This window comes from Microbacterium maritypicum (assembly GCF_008868125.1).
Classification (GTDB): domain Bacteria; phylum Actinomycetota; class Actinomycetes; order Actinomycetales; family Microbacteriaceae; genus Microbacterium; species Microbacterium maritypicum.
Map to the genome: position 1 here is coordinate 1,919,301 of NZ_WAAQ01000001.1, position 22,992 is coordinate 1,942,292.

Genomic DNA, 22,992 nt, shown 5'->3' on the forward strand with positions numbered 1-22,992 from the left:
GAAGCCACCGTGGTGGGTGCGCCATTCCTCGAGCGTCCCGACCTCGACCACCTGACAGTCGCTCATGCACGTCCGTCGACGATCTGATCGCTCTCCACGCCGGTGATCGAGCCCATCACGGTGCGTTGCCAGCCACCCTCCGCGCGACGATAGATGATCCGGTTATGATTCCGGTCCGCTGATCCCTGCCAGAACTCGACTCGCGTCGCAACGATCCTCCAGAGAACCCATTCCCCCGCCGCGATGCCACCGCGGGCCTCGGCCGAGCGCGCGGCGAGATCTGCGGCGCTCTCCACCGGAGAAGCTTCTCGGATCATTCCTCGCACGCGAACGGCTCGCCGGAGCGGCTGCCACCAGAAGTTCAACGCCGCGGCGGGGCGCGCAGCGATCTGCTGGCTCTTGCGGGAAGAGCGCGCCCCGGCGAACGACCATCCCTCCGCATCGACGTTCTTGAGGATCAGTGTCCGCGCATCCGGTATGCCGTCACCGTCCACCGTCGCCAGTGTGGCCGTGTGCGGCTCTGCGACCCCGCTCTCGGCCGCCTCCCCGATCCAGTCGACGAAGAGCGGCTCAGGATCCTCGGGAAGCTCTGCGAGGTCGAGCGTCGGCGCGGCGCCGGTGAGGGAAGGCTGCGCACGCAACCACTCCCTGATGTCTGACAAGGACGGGGGTGGCGCAATCGACATGGTCCCGACTATGCCACGAATACTCTGCGGGCTCACCCGTTCCCGCGAAGGGATCAGGCGAGCTCGATGAGGTCCTGGTACTCCTGGCTCCAGATGTCCTCGACACCGTCGGGCAGGATGAGCACGCGCTCGGGGTTGAGCGACTGCACGGCGCCCGGATCATGCGAGACGAGCACGACAGCGCCCTCGTAGTGCGCGAGCGCACCGAGGATCTCCTCGCGGGAGGCGGGGTCGAGGTTGTTGGTCGGCTCGTCGAGCAGCAGCAGGTTCGCGGACGAGACGACGAGCGTCGCAAGCGACAGACGCGTCTTCTCTCCACCGGAGAGCACTCCGGCGGGCTTGAGCACATCGTCGCCCGTGAACAGGAACGACCCCAGCACCTTGCGGGCTTCGGTCTCGGTGATGTGCGGCGCGGCCGAGACCATGTTCTCCAGCACCGAGCGGTTCACATCGAGGTTCTCGTGCTCCTGCGCGTAGTACCCGACCTTGAGACCGTGCCCCGGCTCCAGCTGCCCCGTGTCCGGCTGGTCGACACCGGCGAGCATGCGCAACAGCGTGGTCTTGCCCGCACCGTTGAGACCGAGCACGACCACCTTGGAACCGCGATCGATGGCCAGGTCGACATCGGTGAAGATCTCGAGCGATCCGTACGACTTCGACAGGCCTGACGCCATCATCGGCGTCTTGCCGCAGGGCGCCGGCTTCGGGAAGCGCAGCTTCGCGACCCGGTCTTCCTGGCGCACCTCGTCGAGCCCCGCGAGCAGCTTCTCGGCGCGCGCGATCATCTGATGCGCAGCAGCGGCCTTCGAGGCCTTCGCCCCGAAGCGTGCGGCCTGCAGCTGCAGGGTCGTCGCCTTCTTCTCGGCGTTCGCACGCTCTTTCTTGCGGCGCTCCTCATCGGCCACCCGCTGGCGCAGGTAGTTCTTCCAGTTCATGTTGTAGGTGTCGATGCTCTGGCGGTTGGCGTCGAGGTAGAACACGCGGTTCACCGTCTCGCCGACCAGCTCGACATCGTGGCTGATCACGATCAGTCCACCCTTGTAGCCCTTGAGGAACTCCCGCAGCCACACGACGCTGTCGGCGTCGAGGTGGTTCGTCGGCTCGTCGAGGATCATCGTCTCGGCGTCGGAGAACAGGATGCGGGCAAGCTCGATGCGGCGACGCTGACCACCGGAGAGCGTCGACAGCGGCTGGTCGAGGATGCGGTCGGGAAGCGACAGGTTGTTGGCGATGGAGGCGGCCTCGGCCTCTGCCGCATAGCCGCCCTGTGCCTCGAACTGCTCGGTGAGGCGGGCATAGCGCTTCATCGCCTTGTCGGCCACCGCCGGGTCGTCGGAGCCCATCGCGAGCGCGGCCTCGGTCATGCCGAGGTTGAGCTGACCGAGCCCGCGAGCATCGAGGATGCGGGTGCGCGCGAGGTCTTCGGGGTTGCCCGAACGGGGGTCCTGCGGCAGGTAGCCGAGCTCGCCGGAGCGGGTCACGCTTCCGCCGGAGGGCAGCACGTCGCCCGCGAGCACCTTGGTGAGCGTGGTCTTTCCGGCCCCGTTGCGGCCGACGAGTCCGATCTTGTCTCCGTCGGCGACGCGGAACGAGACGTTCTCCATCAGCAGGCGCGCGCCAACGCGGATCTCGAGGTCGTGCACGGCAAGCACAGCGGACGTCCGTTCTTTCGGGGAGGTTGTTCGGCCGATCGGCCAGCCTCCCAGTATAAGCGTCGTAGCCGGGCGTCGCGGTCAGCAAGATCAGCCCGGAGAGTGAGCGTCCCGATACCTCAGAGGGATGCCTGTGCCATCGCCTGCCGCATAACGTGCGGGAGTGGACATCCTCAACGAGCTCATCATGCAGGCGATCGCGTCGCCCTGGCTGTATCTGGTGCTGTTCGCCGTCACCATCATCGACGGCTTCTTCCCCCCGATCCCCAGCGAGACCGTGCTCGTGGCCGCGGCGGCCGTCACCGCCTCCACCGGCGAGGGGAATCTGCTGCTGCTCGGTGCCGTCGCCGCGATCGGCGCGGCCATCGGCGACAACATCGCCTTCCTCATCGGCCGCGGGCTGGGCACCACCCGTTTCGCGTGGATGCGACGGCCACGGGTCGCTGCGGCGTTCGCACATGCCCAACGCGCACTCGATCGCCGCAGCGCCACCCTGATCCTCGGCGCCCGGTACATCCCCGTCGGACGGGTCGCCGTCAACATGACGGCTGGGGCCCTCGACTTCCCCTGGCGGCGTTTCCTCCCGCTCAGCCTGATCGCCGGAGTCAGCTGGAGCGTGTTCAGCCTGGCCATCGGTCTGCTCGCCGGCGCCTGGATCAAGGATCAACCTCTGCTCAGCGCCGGGCTCGGCATCGCCATCGCGTTGGTCGTCGGCTTCGTGATCGACAGGATCGCCGCAGCCCGTCGACGCCGTGTGCCGACCCCGCAGCTGGCAGGATGACTGTCATGGCACGCCGCCGCGAGCGCTCACCTCGCCGACCACGGATCAGCCGCCGCACCTCCGCCTTCATTGCGCTGTGTGCGGCGGTCGTGGCGCTGTTCTCGGTGCTGGTGTCGCTGCAGAGCGTGCTGTACGGCACTCCGCTGCCCCTGTCGTTCATCCTCGGCGCGGCTCTGTGCGTCTCTCCGCTGCTGTCGATCTCGCACCCCCGCTGGGCCATCGGGCTCTTCACCGCCGGGGCGCTCGCCCTTCCGCTCACGGTCGTGCCGGAACTGGCGATCCGCTCCCCCTGGCCCTGGTCCGTCCCCGCGCTCCTGACGTTCGTCCTGTTCGTCGGTGTCCTCACGTTCCTGCACGGCGCACGGCTCGGCGCCTTCGCACTGATCCTCGGGGCGATCGCTTCTCTTCTCGCGCCGCTGCTTCGTCCCGACATGGTGGCGCTGCCGGAGTCATCCGCGAGCGCCACAGCCGACCTCATCGTGACGACGGCCGTCGCCTCCGCCATGTTCCTCATCGCGGCGCTCATCGCCGGACGCGCCAGAGTGGCCGCCGAGCTGACACGTGAGAAGGAGCACAGCGCGCTCGAGGAGGCCAGACGCGCTCTCGTGGAGGAGCGCACGAAGATCGCCAGAGAGCTGCACGACGTGGTGGCGCACAGCATGTCCGTGATCCAGGTGCAGGCCTCGACCGCGAAGTACCGGATCCCCGAGCTCGACGATGCGGCGATCGCCGAGTTCGACGACATCGCGGCGACCGCCCGGGGCTCACTCACCGAGATGCGCCGCATGCTCGGCGTGCTCCGCACCGAGGACCAGAGTGCCGAGCTCGCGCCCCAGCAGGGTATCGACGACATCCCTGCCCTGGTCGACAGCATCCGCCGCGCCGGCGTCGAGGTCGGCCTCCTGCTGGAGGGCGGCGAGACCGCCGCCTCGGCCGCCCCCGCCGTGCAGATCGCCGCGTTCCGCATCGTCCAGGAGGCGTTGAGCAACGCCGTCCGCCACGCCCCGGGTGCGCGGATCTCCGTGCGTGTGCGCGCGGAGGCCCGCACTCTCCGCATCCTGGTGCACAGCGCCGCACCACCACACAGCCCGGACGGTCATGGCGGCGGCTACGGCCTCCGCGGAATGCGCGAGCGCGCAGAGATCCTCGGCGGAAGCCTCTCCGCAGGACCGGCGCCGGACGGCGGGTGGAATGTCGACGCCGCGCTCCCCCTCGACGCCGGTGTCGCCGCTGACACGACCGCGGCCCCGTCGCTGAGGAGCCCAGCACTGTCCACCCCCCTCGAGAAGGAGAACCCGTGACGATCAGCGTGCTCATCGCCGACGATCAGGCCATGGTACGAGCAGGCTTCGCTGCGCTCCTCGATGCCCACGACGGCATCCGCGTCACGGGGCAGGCCGCCAACGGTGCGGAGGCGGTCACCCTGGCGGCGCGTCTCGATCCCGACGTGATCCTCATGGACGTGCGCATGCCCGAGCTGGATGGGATCGAGGCGACTCGGCGCATCCTCGGCCCCGCCTACCCCGCGGCGCACGTGCCCCGGATACTGATGCTGACGACGTTCGACATCGATGACTACGTGTACGACGCCCTCGAGGCCGGTGCCAGCGGGTTTCTGCTGAAGGACGCACTACCGGAGGAACTCGTGCACGCGGTGCGGGTCGTTGCAGGTGGAGATGCGCTGCTCGCCCCCAGTGTGACCCGTCGCATGATCGAGCAGTTCGCCGGCCGTCGCCCCCGGGCACCGCGTTCGGCGACAACCCTGGCCGACCTCACCGATCGGGAGCGCGAGGTGCTCGTGCTCATCGGTCGAGGACGCTCCAACACGGAGATCGCCGCCGAGCTCTTCATCGCGGAGCAGACCGTGAAGACGCACGTCGGCAAGGTGCTCGCGAAGCTGAACCTGCGCGACCGCGTGCACGCCGTGATCCTCGCCTACGACACCGGACTCGTAGAGCCCTCATCCTGACTCACCCCGTCGTAGGGGGTCGCAACAGCACCCGAGGGTGATGCCTCCGCCTGCACCGCGTCCATAGTCTCCTGGAACACCGCTTCCGAGGAGGACTCATGACCATCGTCCAGGCACCGCGCGCCGTCAGCACCACGGCTCCCCCGCGCGCATCCCGTGACACCGGGATCGACTTCCTCCGGGCCCTCTGCGTCCTCGGCGTCGTCCTCCTGCACGCGATCATGGTCGGCGTCACCGTCGGCGAGTCCGGCCCGGTCTTCGACAACGCCAGCGACGAAACGGCATGGATCGCACCGCTCAGCTGGTTCCTGCAGGTGATGCCGCTGTTCTTCGTAATCGGAGGCTTCTCCGGACTCCTCGCCTATCAGCGGATGCGTCAGCGCGGAGGAACGGCCATCGGCTTCGTCGCCGGCCGGGTGCACCGCCTGCTGCGTCCGGCGATCTTCACGATCGCCGTCATCGGACTCGCGCTCGCCCTGCTCACCGTCTCGGGCGTCCCTGCCGACCTGATCGCGACGGCCGGCTTCCGCTACGGGCAGCCGCTCTGGTTCCTGGGTGTCTTCCTCCTCTGCCAGGCGCTGCTCCCCCTCCTCGCCGCCTCTCACGAGCGCGCGCCCCTGCGGACCATCGGATCCCTGGCCGTCGCCGCGATTGCCGTCGACGTATTTCGGGCGGCCTCCGGAATCGAAGGCCTGGGCTTCCTGAACCTCGCCTTCGTGTGGATGACCCTCCAGCAGCTCGGCTTCTTCCTCGCCGACGGCAGCATCGACCGGCTCAGCAGACGCGTCCGTGCCGCTGCCGGCATCGCCGCCCTCCTGACTCTGGTGGCGACGTTCGCCTTCGGGATCTACTCCCCCGACCTGATCGCCAACATCAACCCGCCGACGGCCGCGCTCCTCCTGGTCGGCGTCGCCCACACCAGCCTGCTGTCGCTGCACCGTGAGCGTCTCGAGCGGTTCAGCCGTCGGCCGCGGGTCGCCGCGTTCACCGGGTTCGTCACGGTGCGCACGATGACGATCTACCTGTGGCACATGCCGGTGCTGCTGCTCATGGCCGGCTCCACCGCCGTGTTCGCCCTCATGACCGGTATGACGCTGCCGGCGCTGGACAGCGCGGGCTGGTGGGCCGGGCGCCCGCTCTGGCTCGCGACCGCCGTCGCTCTGACGGCCCTCGTAGCCGTCGTGTTCACGCGATTCGAATCGCAGCCCGCACCCCCGGCGACGTTTTCGAGGCGTCGACTCGTCGTGGGAACCCTGAGCGGCCTCGTCGGCGTCGTGCTGCTGCTGGCTCTCGGCACCTCGGTCGCGACCGCACTGATCGCGATCGCACTGATCGCGGCCTCCCTGCGGATGTCGTCGCTTTCCTCCGCAGGGGCGGCGTCTCAGTCGGCATCCCCCACCGCCAGGCTCGTGCCGGCCTGAGTCAGCCCATGCCCCTCGCCGCCAGCGCGTCTCCGACCTCGTCCGCATGCGTGAGCGCGAGCACGAGCAGGGGCACCACGGCGCGGACGCCCAGGCGCACATCACGCGCCTGCTCAGCCTCCCGCACGCGTGCGGCGAACCCGGCGATCACCGGGATGGTGGCGAGGGTCAGCGATATCGTCAGCGCCATCGCCTCCGGGTCCGCCCCGACCCTGCGCAGCGGCCGCAGGAGCCGGTGCAACACCTCGAGAAGGTCTGCCATCCGGGTGGTGAGCGTGAGCAGGCCGGCCAGGAGCAGCACCGCCAGGACCCTTCCTGTGCTGATCCACGCGGCCACCGGCGACACGAAGATCACCAGCGCGGCGGCGAGGACGAGGACGATCCACCGCAGTCGCCACATCTCGACCAGGAGCACGCGGAGCGACATCCCGCTCACGCCGTAGAGCCCGACGACGATCAGGAGCGAGACGGCGATGCTGATCGGGTCGTGCGGATACAGCGAGAGAAAGAGAGCCCCGAACGCGAGCGCCGCGAGCTTGACCCCGGCGGGGAGGCGATGAAGGATCCCCGTTCCCGGGCGGTACAGCGCGATCACGCGCAGGCCTGACGATATGCCGCGATCACCGTCGGTGGCGGGCCTGAGGCGACGATCCGTCCGTCCTCGAAGAGCAGCGCGGTGTCGCAGCGGGCCGCGAGGTCGAGGTCGTGCGTCACCACCACGAGCTGAGCCTGCTGGGCGAGCAGGAGGTCGCCGATGCGGCGGGCGTTGCGCAGATCGAGGAGCGTCGTCGGCTCGTCCGCGACGATGATCCTCGGTGCCGCGATCAGCACCGAGGCCAGCGCGAGCATCTGCTTCTGCCCGCCGGACAGGCTCGACGCGGGTACCTCCGCATGTGCCTCCAGTCCGTGCGCCCGGAGGGCCTGCCTGACGCGTTCGGCGATCTCCTTCCTCGGGAGGCCGCGCAACGACAGCGCGAGGTCTTCGGCAGGGGTCGGCATGAGGATCTGCGCATCCGGGTTGGTGAACACGAAGCCCACGAGTCTGCGCACCGCGGCACGCTCACGCACCGTGTCGAGCCCGTGTACCGACACCGAACCACTGTGGGGCGCGATGAGGCCGTTCAGCACTCTCGCAAAGGTCGACTTGCCGGACCCGTTCGCCCCGATCACGGCGATGGTCGCCGCTGTGAGCTCGGCGCTGACGTCGTGCAGCACCCGACGACCGTCGATCTGCACCGACACCCGGTCGAGGCTGATCGGAGCGATGCCGATCTGAGGGGATGTCGTCACCTTGGGCCTCTCCACGCGTCTCACCTGAACACTGTTCACCTGAACGTCGTTCACTATAATCGGAGCATGAGCCCTGAGCCCAATCCCGCACGTCACGACCGCGACAGCGTGGCCAGGAGTGCCCTCGCTCTGCTCGACGAGGTGGGGCTGGCAGACCTCTCGATGCGGCGTATCGCGGCAGGCCTCGACGTGCAACCGAGCGCGCTCTACTGGCACTTCGCGAACAAGCAGGAGCTGCTCGCGGAGCTGGCCGATCGGATCACCGCGACGATCCCGAGCGAGCCGACCGACGTCGTCGCGACGGCGCGGGGCATCCGTGACGCGCTCTTCACCTACCGCGACGGCGCGGAGCTGGTCCTCAGCACCTACGCGCTCCAGCTCGGCTCCTCGCAGGCGCAGACCGCGTTGGCCGATGCGCTGCGCGCGCAGGGTGCCGCCGATGTGGAGGATCGGAGCGCCGCGATCCTGCACTTCGTGCTCGGCCATGCCACGCTCGTGCAGCAGCGCATGCACGCCGACAGCCACGGCGCCCTGCCGGACACCGATGACGTCGATGTCACCGCCGGCCTCGATCGCGTCTTCGAGCTCGGGGTCACCGCCCTCGCCGGAGTGATCAGCGCGCCGCCGACTCCGCCGCGTGCCCGAGCCTGAGACCGGGCACCAGAGCCAGCACGACGAGGACGATACAGAACGCGAACACCGCGCTGAACGCCCCTGCCCCGCCGCCGAGGGTCGCGACGCCGAGCCCGGCGAGGGCGATGGCGACGGCCGATCCGGACGCATCCGAGATCGACAGCGCCGAGGAGTTGAAGCCCTGGTCGGTGTCGTCCGAGTAGGCCAGCGTCAGCACCGTGAGACGCGGATAGAGCAGCCCCATCCCGCCCCCAGCGAACGCCCAGCCCACCACGACGACGGCGGCCGAGACATCGAACACCGCGGCCGTGAGCACGCACAGCATGGCGATGAGCAGCGAGCTCAGGCTGATCGTCGTGATGCGGTGATTCCCCAACCGCTCCCCGAATCGCCCCTGCAGAGCCGAGGCGCCCGCCCAGGCCAGCGCCGCGAGCATCAGGGCGATGCCCGCCCATGTTGCGGTGAAGTCGAACTTCTTCATCAGCAGATACGGGATGTACGCCTCAGCCGCGAAGAAGGCCCCGGCCACGATTCCCCGCATCAGCACCACGCTCGGGAGCCCCGGTCCGGCGCGGAGGGTGCGCCGTGGCAACAGCGGCATCACGGCGAATCCGATCGCCAGCACGGCGCCGAGCGCCACCGGCCACCTCATCGAGGGCTGCAGATCCGCCGAGAAGCCGACCACGACGGCCAAGACCGCGACCACCACCGCCAGCACCAGCCGGACGACCAGGGTCTTGCGGTCCTGCGGGGTGCCGCGGCCGAGGTCCACACCGCGAAGACGGACGGCGATCATCAGGAATGCCGCAGCCGTGAGCACCGCCACGCCGAGGAACGCCCAGCGCCAGTCGAGATACTCGGCGACCGCACCGGCGAGGAAGGGACCGACCATCGACGGCACGACCCATGCCGCGGCGAAGGCAGCGAAGATCCGACCGTGCAGATGCGGCGGATACAGCCGGGCGACCACGACGTACAGTGCGACCGTCTGCCCTCCGGTCCCGAGGCCCTGGACGAGTCGTCCGATCAGGAACTGATGCATCGTGACGGCGAAGCCGGAGAGCAGCAGGCCGATGATGAAGAGGGTCACGGCGACGTACAGGGCACCGCGTGGTCCGCGGGCATCCGACCATGCTCCGGTCGCGACCATGCCGATCACACTCGTCGCCAGAGTGCCGGCGAAGGCGACGGCGAAGAGAGCCTCACCGTTCAGCGCTGCGCTCACGATCGGCATCACGGTGGTGACCGCGAGAGCTTCGATCGCCCCGAGGAAGATCAGCGCGACCGCGCCGAGGGTCACCCAGATGCGTTGGCGGTCCCAGATCGTCGCGGCGTCCGCCGGGGCGGTCATCGACCGACGAGCGCCGCGATGCGCTCGATGGCCTCGGTGAGGATCTCCGGGCTGGTGCCGAAGTTCAGCCGCACGTAGCCCGCGCCCTCCGCACCGAAGGCCGGCCCGAAGTGCAGGGCGACCTTGGCGTCCTTCAGGATGCGCCGCGCGGGATTGTCTCCCCATCCCAGCGCGGAGAGGTCGATCCACGCGAGGTATCCGGCATCGGGGAGGCGATAGCGCGCGCCGGGGAGGCGCGCGGCGAGAAGGTCTTCGAGCAGCACCCGGTTCTCGTCGAGAGTGCGCAGCAGTCCATCGAGCCAGGCGTCGCTCTCCTCAGAGAAGGCGGCGACAGCGGCGAGCAGACCGAACTGCCCGGTACGCCACTCCACCTCGACCGGAAGCCCGCGCACGACGGCACTCGTCTCGTCGTCGGCCGTGACCATGAGAGCGCACTTGAGCCCGGCGAGGTTGAACGCCTTGCTCGCGCTCACCACGGCGTAGCCCACCCGCTGCGCGGCGTCGTTCACGGCGAGGAACGGGGTGAACCCCGTGCCCGGCTGAGCGAGCGGGGCATGGATCTCGTCCGAGACCACCGCGACGCCGAACTCGTCGGCCAACTCCGCGAGAGCAGCGAGGCTGTCGCGGTCATGCACGGTGCCGGTGGGGTTGTGCGGGTTGCAGAGCAGGATCGCGGTCGCGCCGTCATCGAACGCCGTGCGGATGCCGTCGAGATCGAGCTCCCACCCGGTTCCGGTATCGCGAAGCGGTACACGCTCCACCTCTGCACCGGCCTCGGCCACCAGATCGTAGAAAGGCGGGTACACCGGCGGCGTGACGACGATGCGCTCTCCCGGCTGGGTCACGCGACGGAGGATCTCGACGATCCCCATGCTCACGTCCGCCGTGCTGCGCATCCGGGCGGGATCAGGCTCCCACCCGTAGCGTCGGGACGCGAAGGACGCGAACGACTCGGCCAACGGGGTCCGCGAGGCGATGTATCCCGTGTCGCCAATCTCGACGGCACGGGACAACGCCGTCGAGATGGCCGGAGCCAGCGGGAAGTCGGTCTCCGCGACGAACAACGGCAGGACGTCTGCGGGGTACTCCCGCCACTTCTCGCTGCTGCGCTCGCGGAGCTCCGCCAGAGGCAGGGCCTTCACCTGAAGCATTCTCTCTCCCGAGGTTCCGACACGCGCCGGCGCGGTGTCATCCGATCCGACGCGCGCCGACAACGCCTTCCGGCGATGCTCCTGTGCGGGTCAGATCGCGAAGCCGAGGGCGCGCATCATGTCGCGCCCGTCGTCGGAGATCTTCTCCGGACCCCACGGCGGCATCCACACCCAGTTGATCCGGAAGCGATCGACGACGTTGTCCAGAGCCTGAGCAGTCTGGTCCTCGAGGACGTCGGTGAGCGGGCATCCGGCACTGGTCAGCGTCATGTGGATGACGAGAGCGTCGTTCTCGTCATCCCAAGCGAGATCGTAGATGAGGCCGAGGTCGACGACGTTGATCCCGAGCTCGGGATCCATCACGTCTTTGAGGGCCTCGGTGACCGCGTCGTACTTCTCGTCCGTGAGGGTCGCTGTCATGCGATCAGCCTACGCCTCGATCGGAGCTGCAGGGTCGAGGAAACGGTCGTATCCCTCGTTCTCCAGCCGGTCTGCCAGCTCGGGGCCGCCCTCTTCGACGATCTTGCCCGCGACGACCACGTGGACGAAGTCGGGGCGGATGTAGCGGAGGATGCGGGTGTAGTGCGTGATCAGCAGCACGCCGAGTCCGGTGGACTCCTTCGCGCGGTTGACACCCTCGGAGACGATCTTGAGCGCGTCGACGTCGAGGCCGGAATCGGTCTCGTCGAGGATCGCGAACTTCGGCTTCAGCACCTCGAGCTGCAGGATCTCGTGGCGCTTCTTCTCGCCACCGGAGAAGCCCTCGTTGACGTTGCGCTGCGCGAACTTCGGGTCCATGCGCAGGTTCGACATGGCCGCCTTGACGTCCTTGGTCCAGCCGCGGATCGCCGGTGCTTCGCCGTCGAGCGCCGTCTTGGCGGTGCGGAGGAAGTTCGTCACCGTGACCCCGGGGATCTCGACCGGGTACTGCATCGCGAGGAACAGGCCGGCGCGGGCCCGCTCGTCGACGCTCATCTCCAGGACGTCCTGGCCGTCGAACGTGATGGATCCCGAGGTCACCGTGTACTTGGGGTGACCGGCGATCGTGTAGGCCAGGGTCGACTTGCCGGAGCCGTTGGGGCCCATGATGGCGTGGGTCTCACCGGTGTTCATGGTGAGGTTGATTCCGTTGAGGATCGGGGTGGTCCCCGCCTCGGTCTCGACCGTCACGTGCAGGTCGCGGATCTCGAGAACAGACATTCTTCAGACTTCCTTAATCACAGTCGGATCGATGAGCACGTCATCGCCGTCGATCTGGACGACGTAGACCGGGACGGGCTCATAAGCGGGGAGATTCTGGGGCTTGCCGGTGAGCAGCGAGAAGGCGGAGCCGTGTGCCCAGCACTCCACCGTGTCGCCCTCGACGAAGCCTTCGGACAGCGAGATGTCGCCGTGGGTGCAGGTGTCGCCGATGGCGTGGATGACACCCTCGCCGTCTTTGATCACCGTGATGGGCACGCCGCCCGGGTCCACGCGCAGAGGCATGTCCTGTTCCAGGTCGGCGACGCCGCAGACGCGCTCGGCGGTCATGCACTCACCTCGGCGAGCTCCGTCTCGATGGCTGCGAGCAGCTCGGCCTCGAGGGCGGGGATGCCCAGGCGCTGCACGATGTCGGTGAGGAATCCGAGCACGACGAGGCGTCGCGCCTCTTCCTCGGTGATACCGCGCGCCTGCAGGTAGAACAGCTGCTCGTCGTCGAAACGACCGGTGGCGCTCGCGTGACCGGCACCGAGGATGTCGCCCGTCTCGATCTCGAGGTTCGGGATCGAGTCGGCGCGTGCACCTTCGGTGAGGACGAGGTTGCGGTTCGCCTCGTAAGAGTCGGTGCCCGTCGCGTCGGCGCCGATGAGGACGTCGCCGATCCAGACGCTGTGCGCGCCCTGACCCTGCAGCGCGCCCTTGTAGAGGACGTCGCCCTTGGTGTGCGGGCCCTTGTGGTGCAGGTACACCTGGCTCTCGAGGTGCTGCCCGGCGTCTGCGTAGGAGAGGCCGTAGAGGTAGCCCTCGGAACCGGCGCCGGCCAGCTCGACGTTCGGGTTGACGCGCACGATGCCGCCGCCGAAGCTCACGACGAAGTGCTTGAGCGTCGCATCGGCGCCGACCCGAGCCTGGTGTGCGGCCGCGTGAACCGCGTCGTCCTCCCACTGCTGAAGGCTGATGACCGTGAGCTTCGCGCCGTCGCGGACGATGATCTCGACGTTCTGCGCGTACTGCGCGGAACCGGTGTGCTGGAGCACGACCGTCGCAGAGCTGTGCTCCAGTGCCTCGATCACGATGTGCGCGTCGGCACGGCGCTGCGCTCCGAGACCCGCGATAGAGATGAAGACAGGCTCGGCGACCTCTTCCTCGCGCGGGATGCGCACGTGGAGTGCCTCGGTGCTCCCCTGCCACGCGACGGCGGCCGTCACGTCTTCCGCGAGGAAGACCTCGCCACGGGGAGCCGCACCGATGGCGAGCGGAGCGGCGATGTACTGCTCCCCCGCGCCGTACGTGTAGCTGACACCGTCGTTCGGCGACGCGACCTCGAACAGCGAGGTGAGCTGCGCGACCGGGGTGTGCTTCCAGTTGACCTCGCGCCCTGTCGGGGCGCCGAAGTCGGCGGGCTCGAAGGAGTGCGGCCGCTCCGAGCGGGTCTGCACCGGGACGAAGCCCGCGGCGGCGACCTGGGCCGCCGGGTCGATGTGCGCGCCTTCGGGCGCGTTGCTGTGCTGCGCCTCGGCAGGCGCTGTCGTCGAGGCCGTCACTAGCCGACCGATCCTTCCATGCCCATCTCGATGAGCTTGTTCAGTTCCATCGCGTACTCCATGGGCAGCTCACGCGCGATCGGCTCGATGAAGCCGCGCACGATCATCGCCATCGCCTCGTCCTCTGGCATGCCGCGGGACTGCAGGTAGAACAGCTGCTCCTCACTCACCTTCGAGACCGTGGCCTCGTGGCCGAGCTGCACGTCGTCGACACGGATGTCGATCGCCGGGTAGGTGTCGGAGCGGGACTTGGTGTCCACGAGCAGGGCGTCGCACCGCACGGTGTTCGCGGAGTGGTGTGCCGCAGCATCCACTCGCACCTCGCCGCGGTAACCGGCGCGTCCTCCACCGCGGGCGATCGACTTCGAGACGATCGACGACTGCGTGTACGGGGCCATGTGGATCATCTTCGCGCCGGCGTCCTGGTGCTGACCGGGACCGGCGAAGGCGACCGACAGCGTCTCGCCCTTGGCGTGCTCGCCCATCAGGTAGATCGACGGGTACTTCATCGTCACCTTGGAGCCGATGTTGCCGTCCACCCACTCCATGGTCGCGCCCTCGTACGCCACGGCGCGCTTGGTGACCAGGTTGTAGACGTTGTTCGACCAGTTCTGGATCGTCGTGTAGCGAACGCGGGCGTTCTTCTTCACGATGATCTCGACGACGGCCGAGTGCAGGGAGTCCGACTTGTAGATCGGAGCCGTGCAGCCCTCGATGTAGTGGACGTAACTGTCCTCGTCGGCGATGATCAGCGTGCGTTCGAACTGACCCATGTTCTCGGTGTTGATGCGGAAGTACGCCTGCAGCGGGATCTCGACGTGCACGCCCTTGGGAACGTAGACGAACGAGCCGCCGGACCACACGGCCGTGTTGAGAGCTGCGAACTTGTTGTCGCCGGCGGGGATCACGGTGCCGAAGTACTCCTCGAAGAACTCGGGGTGCTCGCGCAGCGCGGTGTCGGTGTCCATGAAGATGACACCCTGCTGCTCCAGGTCCTCACGGATCTGGTGGTAGACGACCTCGGACTCGTACTGCGCCGCGACGCCGGCCACGAGGCGCTGACGCTCGGCCTCGGGGATGCCGAGTCGCTCGTAGGTCTCACGGATCTCGGCGGGAAGGTCTTCCCACGTCTGCGCCTGCTTCTCGGTGGAGCGGACGAAGTACTTGATGTTGTCGAAGTCGATCTCGCTGAGGTCTGCACCCCAGGTCGGCATCGGCTTGCGCCCGAAGAGCTGGTACCCCTTGAGGCGGGTCTTCAGCATCCATTCGGGTTCGTTCTTGAGGCCCGAGATCCCACGGACGACGTCTTCGGAGATGCCGCGTTTCGCGATGGCACCCGCAGCATCCTCATCGTGCCAGCCGAATTCGTACACCCCCAGACCGTCAAGCTCCGGGCGGTCGATCAGCACATCCGACATCCAACACTCTCCTCACAGGTCCCAAACGGTGTCATCCGCCCCGACACACCTGATCCCCGTCGAGCCTGCGGGAGCGGGTGCCGTTGGTGGGCCCTCATCACCGGCGCTTCCATCGCGCCTAAACTGTTGACGATGCTTCAGCGCTGTCAGCGCTCATCGCAACAATCCGATTCTACAGGTTCCGCCTGACAGACGGGCCATGCCCGCCGCGTCTCGTGCGGTCCGGAGGACTTATGCCCGACACGATGATCCCCGCCACCTCGACGACGCAGGGGGTCCCCCCTCGTTCCTCGTCCTGGGGTCGTGCGTTGACGGTCTTCGCGTGGTTGTCGTTCATCAGCGAGACGATCATCATCGGCACCGGCGGGGCCGTGCGGCTCACCGGCTCGGGCCTCGGGTGCTCGGACTGGCCGCTGTGCACCCCGGACTCCCTCGTGCCGATCCTCGAGGTGCAGGGCATCCACGGGATCATCGAGTTCGGCAATCGACTGATGACGGGCGTCGTCGGCATCATCGCCCTGGCGGTCGTGCTGCTGGTCCTGCATCTGTTCAGCGGAAAGCGCGGCCTGGTCAACGCCCTCTGGTTCGCACTGGGTGGGATCGTCGCGGCTGTCGCAACGTTCGCCATCGCCACTCCCCTGCATTTCCCCGCCTCGCCGATCGCCCTCGCCGTCCTGCTGGTCGCCGTCATCGCTGCAGCCGTCCGCTCGGTGCGCACTACTCCCGCCCGACGCGACCTCGTCTTGCTCGCCTGGCTCACCCTGATCGGCGTGGTGGCCCAGGCGCTCGTCGGCGGTATCACGGTCCTGACCGGCCTCAACCCCTTCATCGTGGGCTTCCACTACACGTCCTCCCTGCTGCTCGTCTGCATCACGGCGGCCTTCCTCGTACGCCTGAAGACCTCGCCCGGACCTCGCGAGCGCGCCGTTCCCGTCTGGTTCGCCGCCGTCACCCACGTGACCGGTCTCGCCCTGGCTGTCACGATCGTCTTCGGTGTGCTGACGACCGGATCCGGTCCGCACTCCGGGGATGCCGACGTGCTGCGCCACGGGTTCGACGCGACCGTGCTCGCGCACGTGCACTCGTGGCCGGGCTACATCCTCGCGGCGCTGGTCCTGTTCCTGACGGTCTCCGCCTGGGTGCTGCGCCTGGAGCCTCGACGCTGGCTGCTCGTGCTCGTGCTGGCGATCCTCGTGCAGGTCGGGGTCGGCATCTGGCAGGCCAGAGAAGGACTCCCCCCGCTGCTCGTCGGCACCCACATGGTCCTGGCCTCGCTCTCGGCGGCCGCCTACACCGTCGTGGTGCTGCGCCTCAAGCGTCCGGTACCCGTCGACGCCTGAGGGCCCGCACAGTCGTTCCATAGCTTTCACATCGCGGACTCATCAGCGCATCCGCGATGGTGGGCGACATGAACAAGTCACTCACACGAAGCATGGGGTTCTGGCTCCTCCTGGTGGTCTCCCTCGCCACCACTGCGGTCGGCGCCTGGTTGATCTCGGGTCAGATCGGCACGATGACGACCACGTTGCTCGATGGCACGGCCACCGGTGTCGAGGTGTACGTCGGCCAGTCGCTCGTCGTGGTGGGTGCCGGAGTGCTCGCGGCCGGAATCGTCGGCATCCTGCTGACGCTCGCGCTCGTCGCCGCGCGATCGCTCGTCCCTGCACCGGCACCGGCGGTCGTCGAGGCCATCGACTGGACCGTCGAGGCTGAGGAGACGCCCGCTCCCGTCGCCACGACCCCGTCTGCGGACACGACCCCCGCAACCGAAGATGTCGTTCACGAAGACGAGGTCACCAGAGACGACGCCCCGGCCACCGACGCGAACCCGGACGGCTCACCCTCGATCACCCGCTGATCGACCACCGGGCGGGAAACGACGAAGCGGCGCCGAGGAATTCCTCGGCGCCGCTTCGTCGTTCGGAATCAGTGTCAGAACGGGAGCAGCGGGTCGACCGCGACCGCGACGAAGATCAGCGTCAGGTAGGTGATCGAGGCGTGGAACACGCGCATCGGACGCGGCTCGGTGCCGTGGACCGCACGGTTGTAGAGGCGGTGCGACTCGTAGATGAACCATCCGCCGAAGACCGCAGCGGAGATCGTGTACACGAGGCCCATGTTCGCGATCGGTACCAGCAGGAGCGAGCAGGCGACGGTCGCCCACGCGTAGAGGATCACCTGGAGGCCGACCTGCGAGGCATTGCGCGTGACGCCGAGCATGGGGACGTCGACGTCCTCGTAGTCGTCCTTGTACTTCATCGACAGCGGCCAGTAGTGCGGCGGCGTCCAGAGGAAGACGAGGAGGAAGAGGATGAATGCCGGCCAGTCGAGCGAACCGGTCACCGCGGACCAGCCGATCAGCACCGGGAAGCAGCCGGCGATGCCGCCCCACACGATGTTCTGCTCGGTGCGGCGCTTCAGGATGATCGTGTAGATCACGACGTAGAAGAAGATCGCCGTGGCCGAGAGGGCCGCCGTGAGCCAGTTGGTCGTGGCGAGCAGCCAGACGGTCGAGGCGATGGCGAGCGTCCACGAGAAGACCAGGGCACCGCGAGGGCTGACCTCGCCTGTGACCAGCGGACGGTTCTCGGTGCGGTGCATGTGCGCATCGATGTCGCGATCGAGGTACATGTTGAAGGATGCGGCGGAACCGGCGCTCAACGAACCGCCGATGACGGTCGCCAACACGAGCCACAGGTTCGGCAGTCCCCCCTGCGCCAGGAACATCACCGGCACGGTCGACACGAGCAGGAGCTCGAGGACACGCGGCTTGGTGAGCGTGATGTAGGCCTTCACCGTGCGACCGATGGACGACTTCCTCACGGTCTGATCAGACATCGTCGAGATCTCGATCGCCTCCTCCGCACGTGTGACCGGACAACCTCTCCAGTGTATGACACCGGATGACGTGTTCCGGCTCGCGGGCCCGCGTAGCGCAAGTCACCTCACCGCTATGCTGAAACCACTCGCGCGCCCGGCGATGTGCACACCTCTCCGTGATGATGCGGATGCGCCAGGGAATACGGGCGCCCTCGAAACTGTCGGAAAGGGCATGAACGTGTCGGAATTGCAGTGGGATGAGATCGATCGGCGCGCGGTGGACACCGCACGAATCCTGGCGGCCGATGCCGTGGAGAAGGTCGGTAACGGTCACCCCGGCACAGCCATGAGCCTCGCTCCGGCGGCATATCTCCTGTACCAGCGCGTGCTGCGCCACGACCCGAACGATGTGGACTGGCTCGGTCGCGACCGCTTCATCCTCTCTGCCGGCCACTCCTCCCTCACCCAGTACGTCGAGCTCTACCTCGGCGGCTTCGGGCTCGAGCTCGACGATCTGAAGGCACTGCGCACCTGGGGCTCGCTGACACCGGGCCACCCGGAGTACGGCCACACCAAGGGCGTCGAGATCACCACCGGTCCGCTCGGACAGGGCCTCGCCTCGGCCGTGGGCTTCGCCTACGCCGCCCGCTACGAGCGCGGTCTCTTCGACCCCGAGGCCGCGGCGGGAACCAGCCCGTTCGACCACTTCGTATACGTGATCGCCGGAGACGGCGACCTGCAGGAGGGCGTGACCAGCGAGGCCTCCTCGCTCGCAGGCCACCAGCAGCTCGGCAACCTGATCGCGATCTACGACTCGAACCAGATCTCCATCGAGGACGACACGAACGTCGCCTTCACCGAGGATGTCGCGAAGCGCTACGAGTCCTACGGCTGGCAGGTGCAGGTCGTCGACTGGAAGAAGACCGGCGAGTACGTCGAAGACGTCGCCGAGTTGCACGCCGCCATCGAGGCTGCCAAGGGCGAGACCGCCAAGCCCTCGCTCATCATCCTCAAGACGATCATCGGCTGGCCGTCGCCCGGCAAGCAGAACTCCGGCAAGATCCACGGCTCCGCTCTCGGCGCCGAAGAGCTGGCCGCCACGAAGAAGGTCCTCGGGTTCGACCCCGAGCAGAGCTTCGTCGTCGCCGACGACGTGATCGCGCACACCCGCGGACTCGCGGCCCGCGCCGCCGAGGCCCGTGCCGCATGGCAGGAGTCGTTCGACGCCTGGGCCGCGGCGAACCCCGAGAAGAAGGCACTGCTCGACCGCCTCGAAGCGCACCAGCTCCCCGACGACATCACGAGCGCGCTGCCCGTGTTCGAGGCGGGCAAGGAAGTCTCGACCCGCGCGGCATCCGGCCAGGTCATCAACGCCCTCGCCGCTGAGCTCCCCGAGCTGTGGGGCGGTTCGGCCGACCTCGCAGAGTCGAACCTCACGACGATCAAGGGCGCGCCCTCGTTCATCCCCGCGGAGTGGTCGACCCACGAGTGGTCGGGCAACCCCTACGGCCGGGTGCTGCACTTCGGCATCCGCGAGCACGCCATGGGCGCGATCATCAACGGCATCGTGCTGCACGGACCCACCCGCGCGTTCGGCGGCACCTTCCTCATCTTCAGCGATTACATGCGCCCGCCCGTCCGTCTCGCCGCGCTCATGAACGTGCCGAGCATCTTCGTCTGGACGCACGACTCGGTGGCCCTCGGTGAGGACGGCCCCACCCACCAGCCGATCGAACAGCTGGCGACGCTCCGTGCGATCCCGAACTTCACGGTCGTGCGACCTGCGGACGCGAACGAGACGGCCGCCACATGGCTGGAGATCCTCCGTCGCCACGAAGGACCGGCAGGCATCGCGCTGACGCGTCAGAACATCCCGGTGTTCGCGCGTGGCGAGGGCGCGGCATCGGGCGACACGTTCGCCTCGGCGGACAACGCGGCCAAGGGCGCCTACGTGCTCGCCGAAGCACCGAACGGCACGCCGGACGTCATCATCGTGGCCACGGGCTCCGAGGTGCAGCTGGCGGTCAACGCCCGTGAGGCACTGGCTGCCGAAGGCGTGAACGTGCGCGTCGTCTCCGCCCCGTCGCTGGAGTGGTTCGACGAGCAGGACGCGGAGTACCGCGAGAGCGTGCTGCCGGCCTCCGTCACCGCCCGCGTCTCCGTCGAGGCGGGCTCGGTGCTCAGCTGGCGCGGCATCGTGGGCGACCGCGGCCGCTCGGTCGGCATCGACCACTTCGGCGCCTCCGCCGACTACAAGACCCTCTTCGAGAAGTTCGGCATCACCACCGAGGCCGTCATCGCGGCCGCCCGCGAGACCATCGCGGCCAACAGCACCAAGGAGAACGCATGAGCACCCCCACCGCACAGCTCGCCGCCGCCGGCGTCAGCATCTGGCTCGACGACCTCTCCCGCACGCGCATCGCCTCGGGCAACCTGGCCGATCTGATCTCGTCGCGCAACGTCGTGGGTGTCACGACCAACCCGACGATCTTCGCGAATGCGATCACCGACAAGAACGACACGTCGTACGACGCACAGGTCACCGAGCTCGCCGCCTCGGGCGCGACGGCGGAGGAAGCGGTCTTCGCCGCGACCACGCAGGACGTCGCGGCAGCCCTCGACGTGTTCCGTCCCGTCTGGGAAGCCTCGAACCACGTCGACGGCCGCGTCTCGATCGAGGTCTCCCCCGACCTCGCGCACGACACCGCGGGCACGGTCGCGCAGGCCAAGGAGCTGTGGGCCAAGGTCGACCGCCCGAACCTGCTCGTCAAGATCCCCGCGACCAAGGCCGGCCTTCCGGCCATCGCCGAGGCGATCGGGGCGGGGATCAGCGTCAACGTCACGCTGATCTTCAGCCTGGAACGCTACGCCGAGGTCATCGAGGCCTACCTCACCGGTCTCGAGACGGCGAGGGCCGCAGGCATCGACCTGTCGACCATCCACTCCGTCGCCTCGTTCTTCGTGTCGCGTGTCGACACCGAGACCGACAAGCGCCTCACCGCGATCGGCACGGAAGCCGCCGAAGCGCTCAAGAGCAAGGCCGGCCTGGCCAACGCACGCCTCGCCTACGAGCTGTTCGAGAAGACCTTCGCCGGCGACCGCGCCACGGCGCTGCTCGACTCCGGTGCGAACCTGCAGCGTCCGCTGTGGGCGTCGACCGGTGTCAAGGACCCGGCCCTTCCCGACACCTTGTACGTCACCGAGCTCGTCGCCCAGGGCGTGGTCAACACGATGCCCGAGAAGACGCTCGAGGCGACGTTCGACCACGGCGTCGTCACGGGCGACACGATCACGGGCGGTTACGAAGAGGCACGCGCCGTGTTCGCCGGCCTCGCCGAGGTCGGGATCGACTTCGCCGATGTCACCCAGGTGCTGGAGGACGAGGGCGTCGCGAAGTTCATCGACTCCTGGCACGACCTGCTGACGCAGGTCGCCGAGGGTCTGGAGTCGCAGCGATGACGTTCTCGATCCACACGTCCGGTGCAGCACGCGCCGCGATCGATGAGACGGTGCCCAGCCTCGTCCACGATCTGGTCGCCTCGCGCATCACCGGCGGGGACGCGACGCTCTGGGGGCCGGCCGCCGAGGCTGAGGCATCCGTCCGGCTCGGATGGGTGGAAGCCGTGTCGATCTCGCGTCCGCTGGTCGCCGAGATCGTCGCGCTGCGCGCCGACCTCAACGCCAAGGGCGTCACGCGCGTCGTGCTCGCGGGCATGGGCGGATCCTCGCTCGCCCCCGAGGTCATCGCACAGACCGCCGGAGTGCCGCTGACCATCCTCGACTCGACGGCTCCGGGCCAGGTGCTCGCTGCTCTCGACGAGGGTCTCGCCGACACGGCGCTGGTGGTCTCCTCGAAGTCCGGCTCCACGGTCGAGACCGACTCGCAGCGTCGTACCTTCGAAGCGGCGTTCCGCGACCTGGGCATCGACCCCGTCGAGCGCATCGTCGTCGTCACCGATCCCGGCTCTCCGCTCGATGTCTCGGCCCGCGAGGCGGGATACCGCGTCTTCAACGCGGACCCCAACGTCGGCGGACGCTACTCGGCGCTCACCGCCTTCGGCCTCGTGCCGTCGGGGCTCGCCGGTGTCGACATCGACGAGCTGCTGGACGAGGCCGAGGCCTCGCTTCTGGAGGTCGCCGTCGACTCGGCAGACAACCCCGCCCTTCGTCTGAGCGCGGCGATCGCGTCGACGACACCCCGCCGCGACAAGCTCGGCCTCATCACCGACGGCACGCACATCAAGGGCCTCCCGGACTGGATCGAGCAGCTGATCGCCGAGTCCACCGGCAAGGAGGGCACCGGAATCCTCCCGGTGGTCCTGCTCCCGGTCTCCCCCGAGCTCGACCCCGTGCCCGCCGACCTGCAGATCGTGCGGCTGGTCGACGACGCCAACGAGTTCCACCTGCACGAGCGTCACGAGGGCGAGATCCTCGTCAGCGGGACGCTGGGCGCTCAGCTCATCGTGTGGGAGTACGCGACGGCGATCGCCGGTCACCTGCTCCACATCAACCCGTTCGATCAGCCCGATGTCGAATCGGCCAAGATCGCCGCGCGCGGGCTCCTCGACGCACGCCCGGAGCCGACGGCTCCCGCGTTCATCGAGAACGGCGTCGAGGTGCGGGTGTCCGACCCGGCTCTCGCCACCTCCGGCAGCGTCGAGGGCGTGCTCGATGCGCTCTGGGCCCAGCTCCCGGCAGACGGATACGTGTCGATCCAGGCCTACGTCAACCGTCTCGAGGTGCCGCAGCTCCAGGGCCTGCGCGAACTCGTCGCGGCGGACTCCGGACGACCCACGACCTTCGGATGGGGACCGCGGTTCCTGCACTCGACCGGCCAGTACCACAAGGGCGGGCCCGCGCAGGGCGTGTTCCTGCAGATCCTCGAGCGCACCGAGGTCGACCTCGAGATCCCGGACCGTCCGTTCACCTTCGGACAGCTCATCCAGGCGCAGGCCGCCGGTGACCCCGCCGTACTCGCCGAGCACGGCCGCCCCGTCGTGACGCTGACGATCACCGAGTCCTCCGACGACGTGCTCGCCCTCTTCGAAGCCGCACAGAAGTAACAGCAGGAGAATC

22 protein-coding genes are annotated in these 22,992 nt (G+C 68.3%); 10 read left to right on the top strand and 12 right to left on the bottom strand.

Annotated elements, in window-relative coordinates; genetic code table 11:
• Window positions 1–62: 62 nt before the first annotated feature.
• Both F6W70_RS09295 and abc-f read right to left on the bottom strand, forming a co-directional pair.
• Window positions 63–686 (bottom strand): pyridoxine/pyridoxamine 5'-phosphate oxidase, encoded by a 624-nt coding sequence (locus tag F6W70_RS09295; RefSeq protein ID WP_270408894.1) that lies wholly within the window; start codon window positions 684–686, stop codon window positions 63–65.
• A 53-nt stretch (window positions 687–739) separates the two neighbouring features.
• A complete protein-coding gene (gene abc-f / locus F6W70_RS09300; protein ID WP_055867785.1) occupies window positions 740–2,338 on the bottom strand; it encodes a ribosomal protection-like ABC-F family protein in 1,599 nt (532 codons plus the stop codon).
• Between the two features lie 163 nt (window positions 2,339–2,501).
• Between abc-f and F6W70_RS09305 the strand changes: the two genes are divergently transcribed.
• The 4 genes from F6W70_RS09305 (at window position 2,502) to F6W70_RS09320 (ending at window position 6,509) form a co-directional block, all read left to right on the top strand.
• Window positions 2,502–3,119 (top strand): DedA family protein, encoded by a 618-nt coding sequence (locus F6W70_RS09305; RefSeq protein ID WP_127482279.1) that lies wholly within the window; start codon window positions 2,502–2,504, stop codon window positions 3,117–3,119.
• Between the two features lie 5 nt (window positions 3,120–3,124).
• A complete protein-coding gene (locus F6W70_RS09310; RefSeq protein ID WP_151486461.1) occupies window positions 3,125–4,420 on the top strand; it encodes a sensor histidine kinase in 1,296 nt (431 codons plus the stop codon).
• Window positions 4,417–5,088, top strand: a complete 672-nt coding sequence (locus tag F6W70_RS09315; RefSeq protein WP_055867766.1) for a response regulator — start codon at window positions 4,417–4,419, stop codon at window positions 5,086–5,088. Before F6W70_RS09310 ends, F6W70_RS09315 begins: the two co-directional genes overlap by 4 nt.
• Before the next feature lie 98 nt (window positions 5,089–5,186).
• Window positions 5,187–6,509 (top strand): acyltransferase family protein, encoded by a 1,323-nt coding sequence (locus F6W70_RS09320; RefSeq protein WP_151486462.1) that lies wholly within the window; start codon window positions 5,187–5,189, stop codon window positions 6,507–6,509.
• Window position 6,510: 1 nt separating this feature from the next.
• Here F6W70_RS09320 and F6W70_RS09325 read toward each other — a convergent pair whose 3' ends face one another.
• Window positions 6,511–7,104 carry a CbiQ family ECF transporter T component gene (locus F6W70_RS09325; RefSeq protein ID WP_151486463.1) on the bottom strand — a complete coding sequence of 198 codons (594 nt, stop codon included), beginning with the start codon at window positions 7,102–7,104 and terminating at the stop codon, window positions 6,511–6,513.
• Window positions 7,101–7,799, bottom strand: coding sequence for an energy-coupling factor ABC transporter ATP-binding protein (locus F6W70_RS09330; RefSeq protein WP_151486464.1), 699 nt, complete (start codon window positions 7,797–7,799; stop codon window positions 7,101–7,103). Before F6W70_RS09330 ends, F6W70_RS09325 begins: the two co-directional genes overlap by 4 nt.
• Before the next feature lie 66 nt (window positions 7,800–7,865).
• Here F6W70_RS09330 and F6W70_RS09335 point away from each other — a divergent pair, with 66 nt between their 5' ends.
• A complete protein-coding gene (locus F6W70_RS09335; protein ID WP_141387642.1) occupies window positions 7,866–8,450 on the top strand; it encodes a TetR family transcriptional regulator in 585 nt (194 codons plus the stop codon).
• On the opposite strand, the gene F6W70_RS09340 is transcribed toward F6W70_RS09335, so the two are convergent.
• From F6W70_RS09340 to sufB, 7 genes are all read right to left on the bottom strand, one after another.
• The gene (locus F6W70_RS09340; RefSeq protein WP_127482276.1) at window positions 8,413–9,783 is read right to left on the bottom strand and encodes an MFS transporter; all 1,371 of its coding nucleotides are present in this window, start codon (window positions 9,781–9,783) and stop codon (window positions 8,413–8,415) included. The two genes, F6W70_RS09335 and F6W70_RS09340, sit on opposite strands and share 38 nt — an antisense overlap.
• Complete coding sequence (locus F6W70_RS09345) at window positions 9,780–10,934, bottom strand: MalY/PatB family protein (RefSeq protein ID WP_151486465.1); 1,155 nt, start codon at window positions 10,932–10,934, stop codon at window positions 9,780–9,782. Before F6W70_RS09345 ends, F6W70_RS09340 begins: the two co-directional genes overlap by 4 nt.
• Before the next feature lie 90 nt (window positions 10,935–11,024).
• Entirely contained in the window at window positions 11,025–11,354 is a 330-nt protein-coding gene (locus tag F6W70_RS09350; protein WP_017830405.1) for a metal-sulfur cluster assembly factor, read from the bottom strand.
• Window positions 11,355–11,363: 9 nt separating this feature from the next.
• Window positions 11,364–12,134, bottom strand: a complete 771-nt coding sequence (sufC, locus tag F6W70_RS09355; RefSeq protein ID WP_017830404.1) for a Fe-S cluster assembly ATPase SufC — start codon at window positions 12,132–12,134, stop codon at window positions 11,364–11,366.
• 3 nt (window positions 12,135–12,137) lie between these two features.
• A complete protein-coding gene (locus F6W70_RS09360; protein WP_017830403.1) occupies window positions 12,138–12,464 on the bottom strand; it encodes a non-heme iron oxygenase ferredoxin subunit in 327 nt (108 codons plus the stop codon).
• Entirely contained in the window at window positions 12,461–13,678 is a 1,218-nt protein-coding gene (sufD, locus tag F6W70_RS09365; RefSeq protein WP_055867751.1) for a Fe-S cluster assembly protein SufD, read from the bottom strand. Before sufD ends, F6W70_RS09360 begins: the two co-directional genes overlap by 4 nt.
• Window positions 13,678–15,096 (bottom strand): Fe-S cluster assembly protein SufB, encoded by a 1,419-nt coding sequence (sufB, locus tag F6W70_RS09370; RefSeq protein ID WP_055867748.1) that lies wholly within the window; start codon window positions 15,094–15,096, stop codon window positions 13,678–13,680. The genes sufD and sufB overlap by 1 nt, the downstream gene beginning before the upstream one ends.
• 233 nt (window positions 15,097–15,329) lie before the next feature.
• Here sufB and F6W70_RS09375 point away from each other — a divergent pair, with 233 nt between their 5' ends.
• Window positions 15,330–16,436: a COX15/CtaA family protein gene (locus F6W70_RS09375; protein WP_151486466.1), complete on the top strand. Its 1,107-nt coding sequence runs from the start codon at window positions 15,330–15,332 to the stop codon at window positions 16,434–16,436.
• A gap of 68 nt (window positions 16,437–16,504) precedes the next feature.
• Window positions 16,505–16,954 carry a tetraspanin family protein gene (locus F6W70_RS09380; protein WP_288967681.1) on the top strand — a complete coding sequence of 150 codons (450 nt, stop codon included), beginning with the start codon at window positions 16,505–16,507 and terminating at the stop codon, window positions 16,952–16,954.
• Window positions 16,955–17,028: 74 nt separating this feature from the next.
• Here the strand turns inward: F6W70_RS09380 and F6W70_RS09385 are convergent, their stop codons facing one another.
• The gene (locus F6W70_RS09385) at window positions 17,029–17,949 is read right to left on the bottom strand and encodes a heme o synthase (RefSeq protein ID WP_371861307.1); all 921 of its coding nucleotides are present in this window, start codon (window positions 17,947–17,949) and stop codon (window positions 17,029–17,031) included.
• Between the two features lie 205 nt (window positions 17,950–18,154).
• Between F6W70_RS09385 and tkt the strand changes: the two genes are divergently transcribed.
• The 3 genes from tkt to F6W70_RS09400 are packed head-to-tail and all read left to right on the top strand — an operon-like array spanning window position 18,155 to window position 22,979.
• A complete protein-coding gene (gene tkt, locus F6W70_RS09390; RefSeq protein WP_055869143.1) occupies window positions 18,155–20,266 on the top strand; it encodes a transketolase in 2,112 nt (703 codons plus the stop codon).
• On the top strand, window positions 20,263–21,375 hold the full coding sequence (gene tal / locus F6W70_RS09395; RefSeq protein ID WP_151486467.1) for a transaldolase: 1,113 nt from the start codon (window positions 20,263–20,265) through the stop codon (window positions 21,373–21,375). Before tkt ends, tal begins: the two co-directional genes overlap by 4 nt.
• Entirely contained in the window at window positions 21,372–22,979 is a 1,608-nt protein-coding gene (locus F6W70_RS09400) for a glucose-6-phosphate isomerase (RefSeq protein ID WP_151486468.1), read from the top strand. Before tal ends, F6W70_RS09400 begins: the two co-directional genes overlap by 4 nt.
• Window positions 22,980–22,992: the final 13 nt, after the last annotated feature.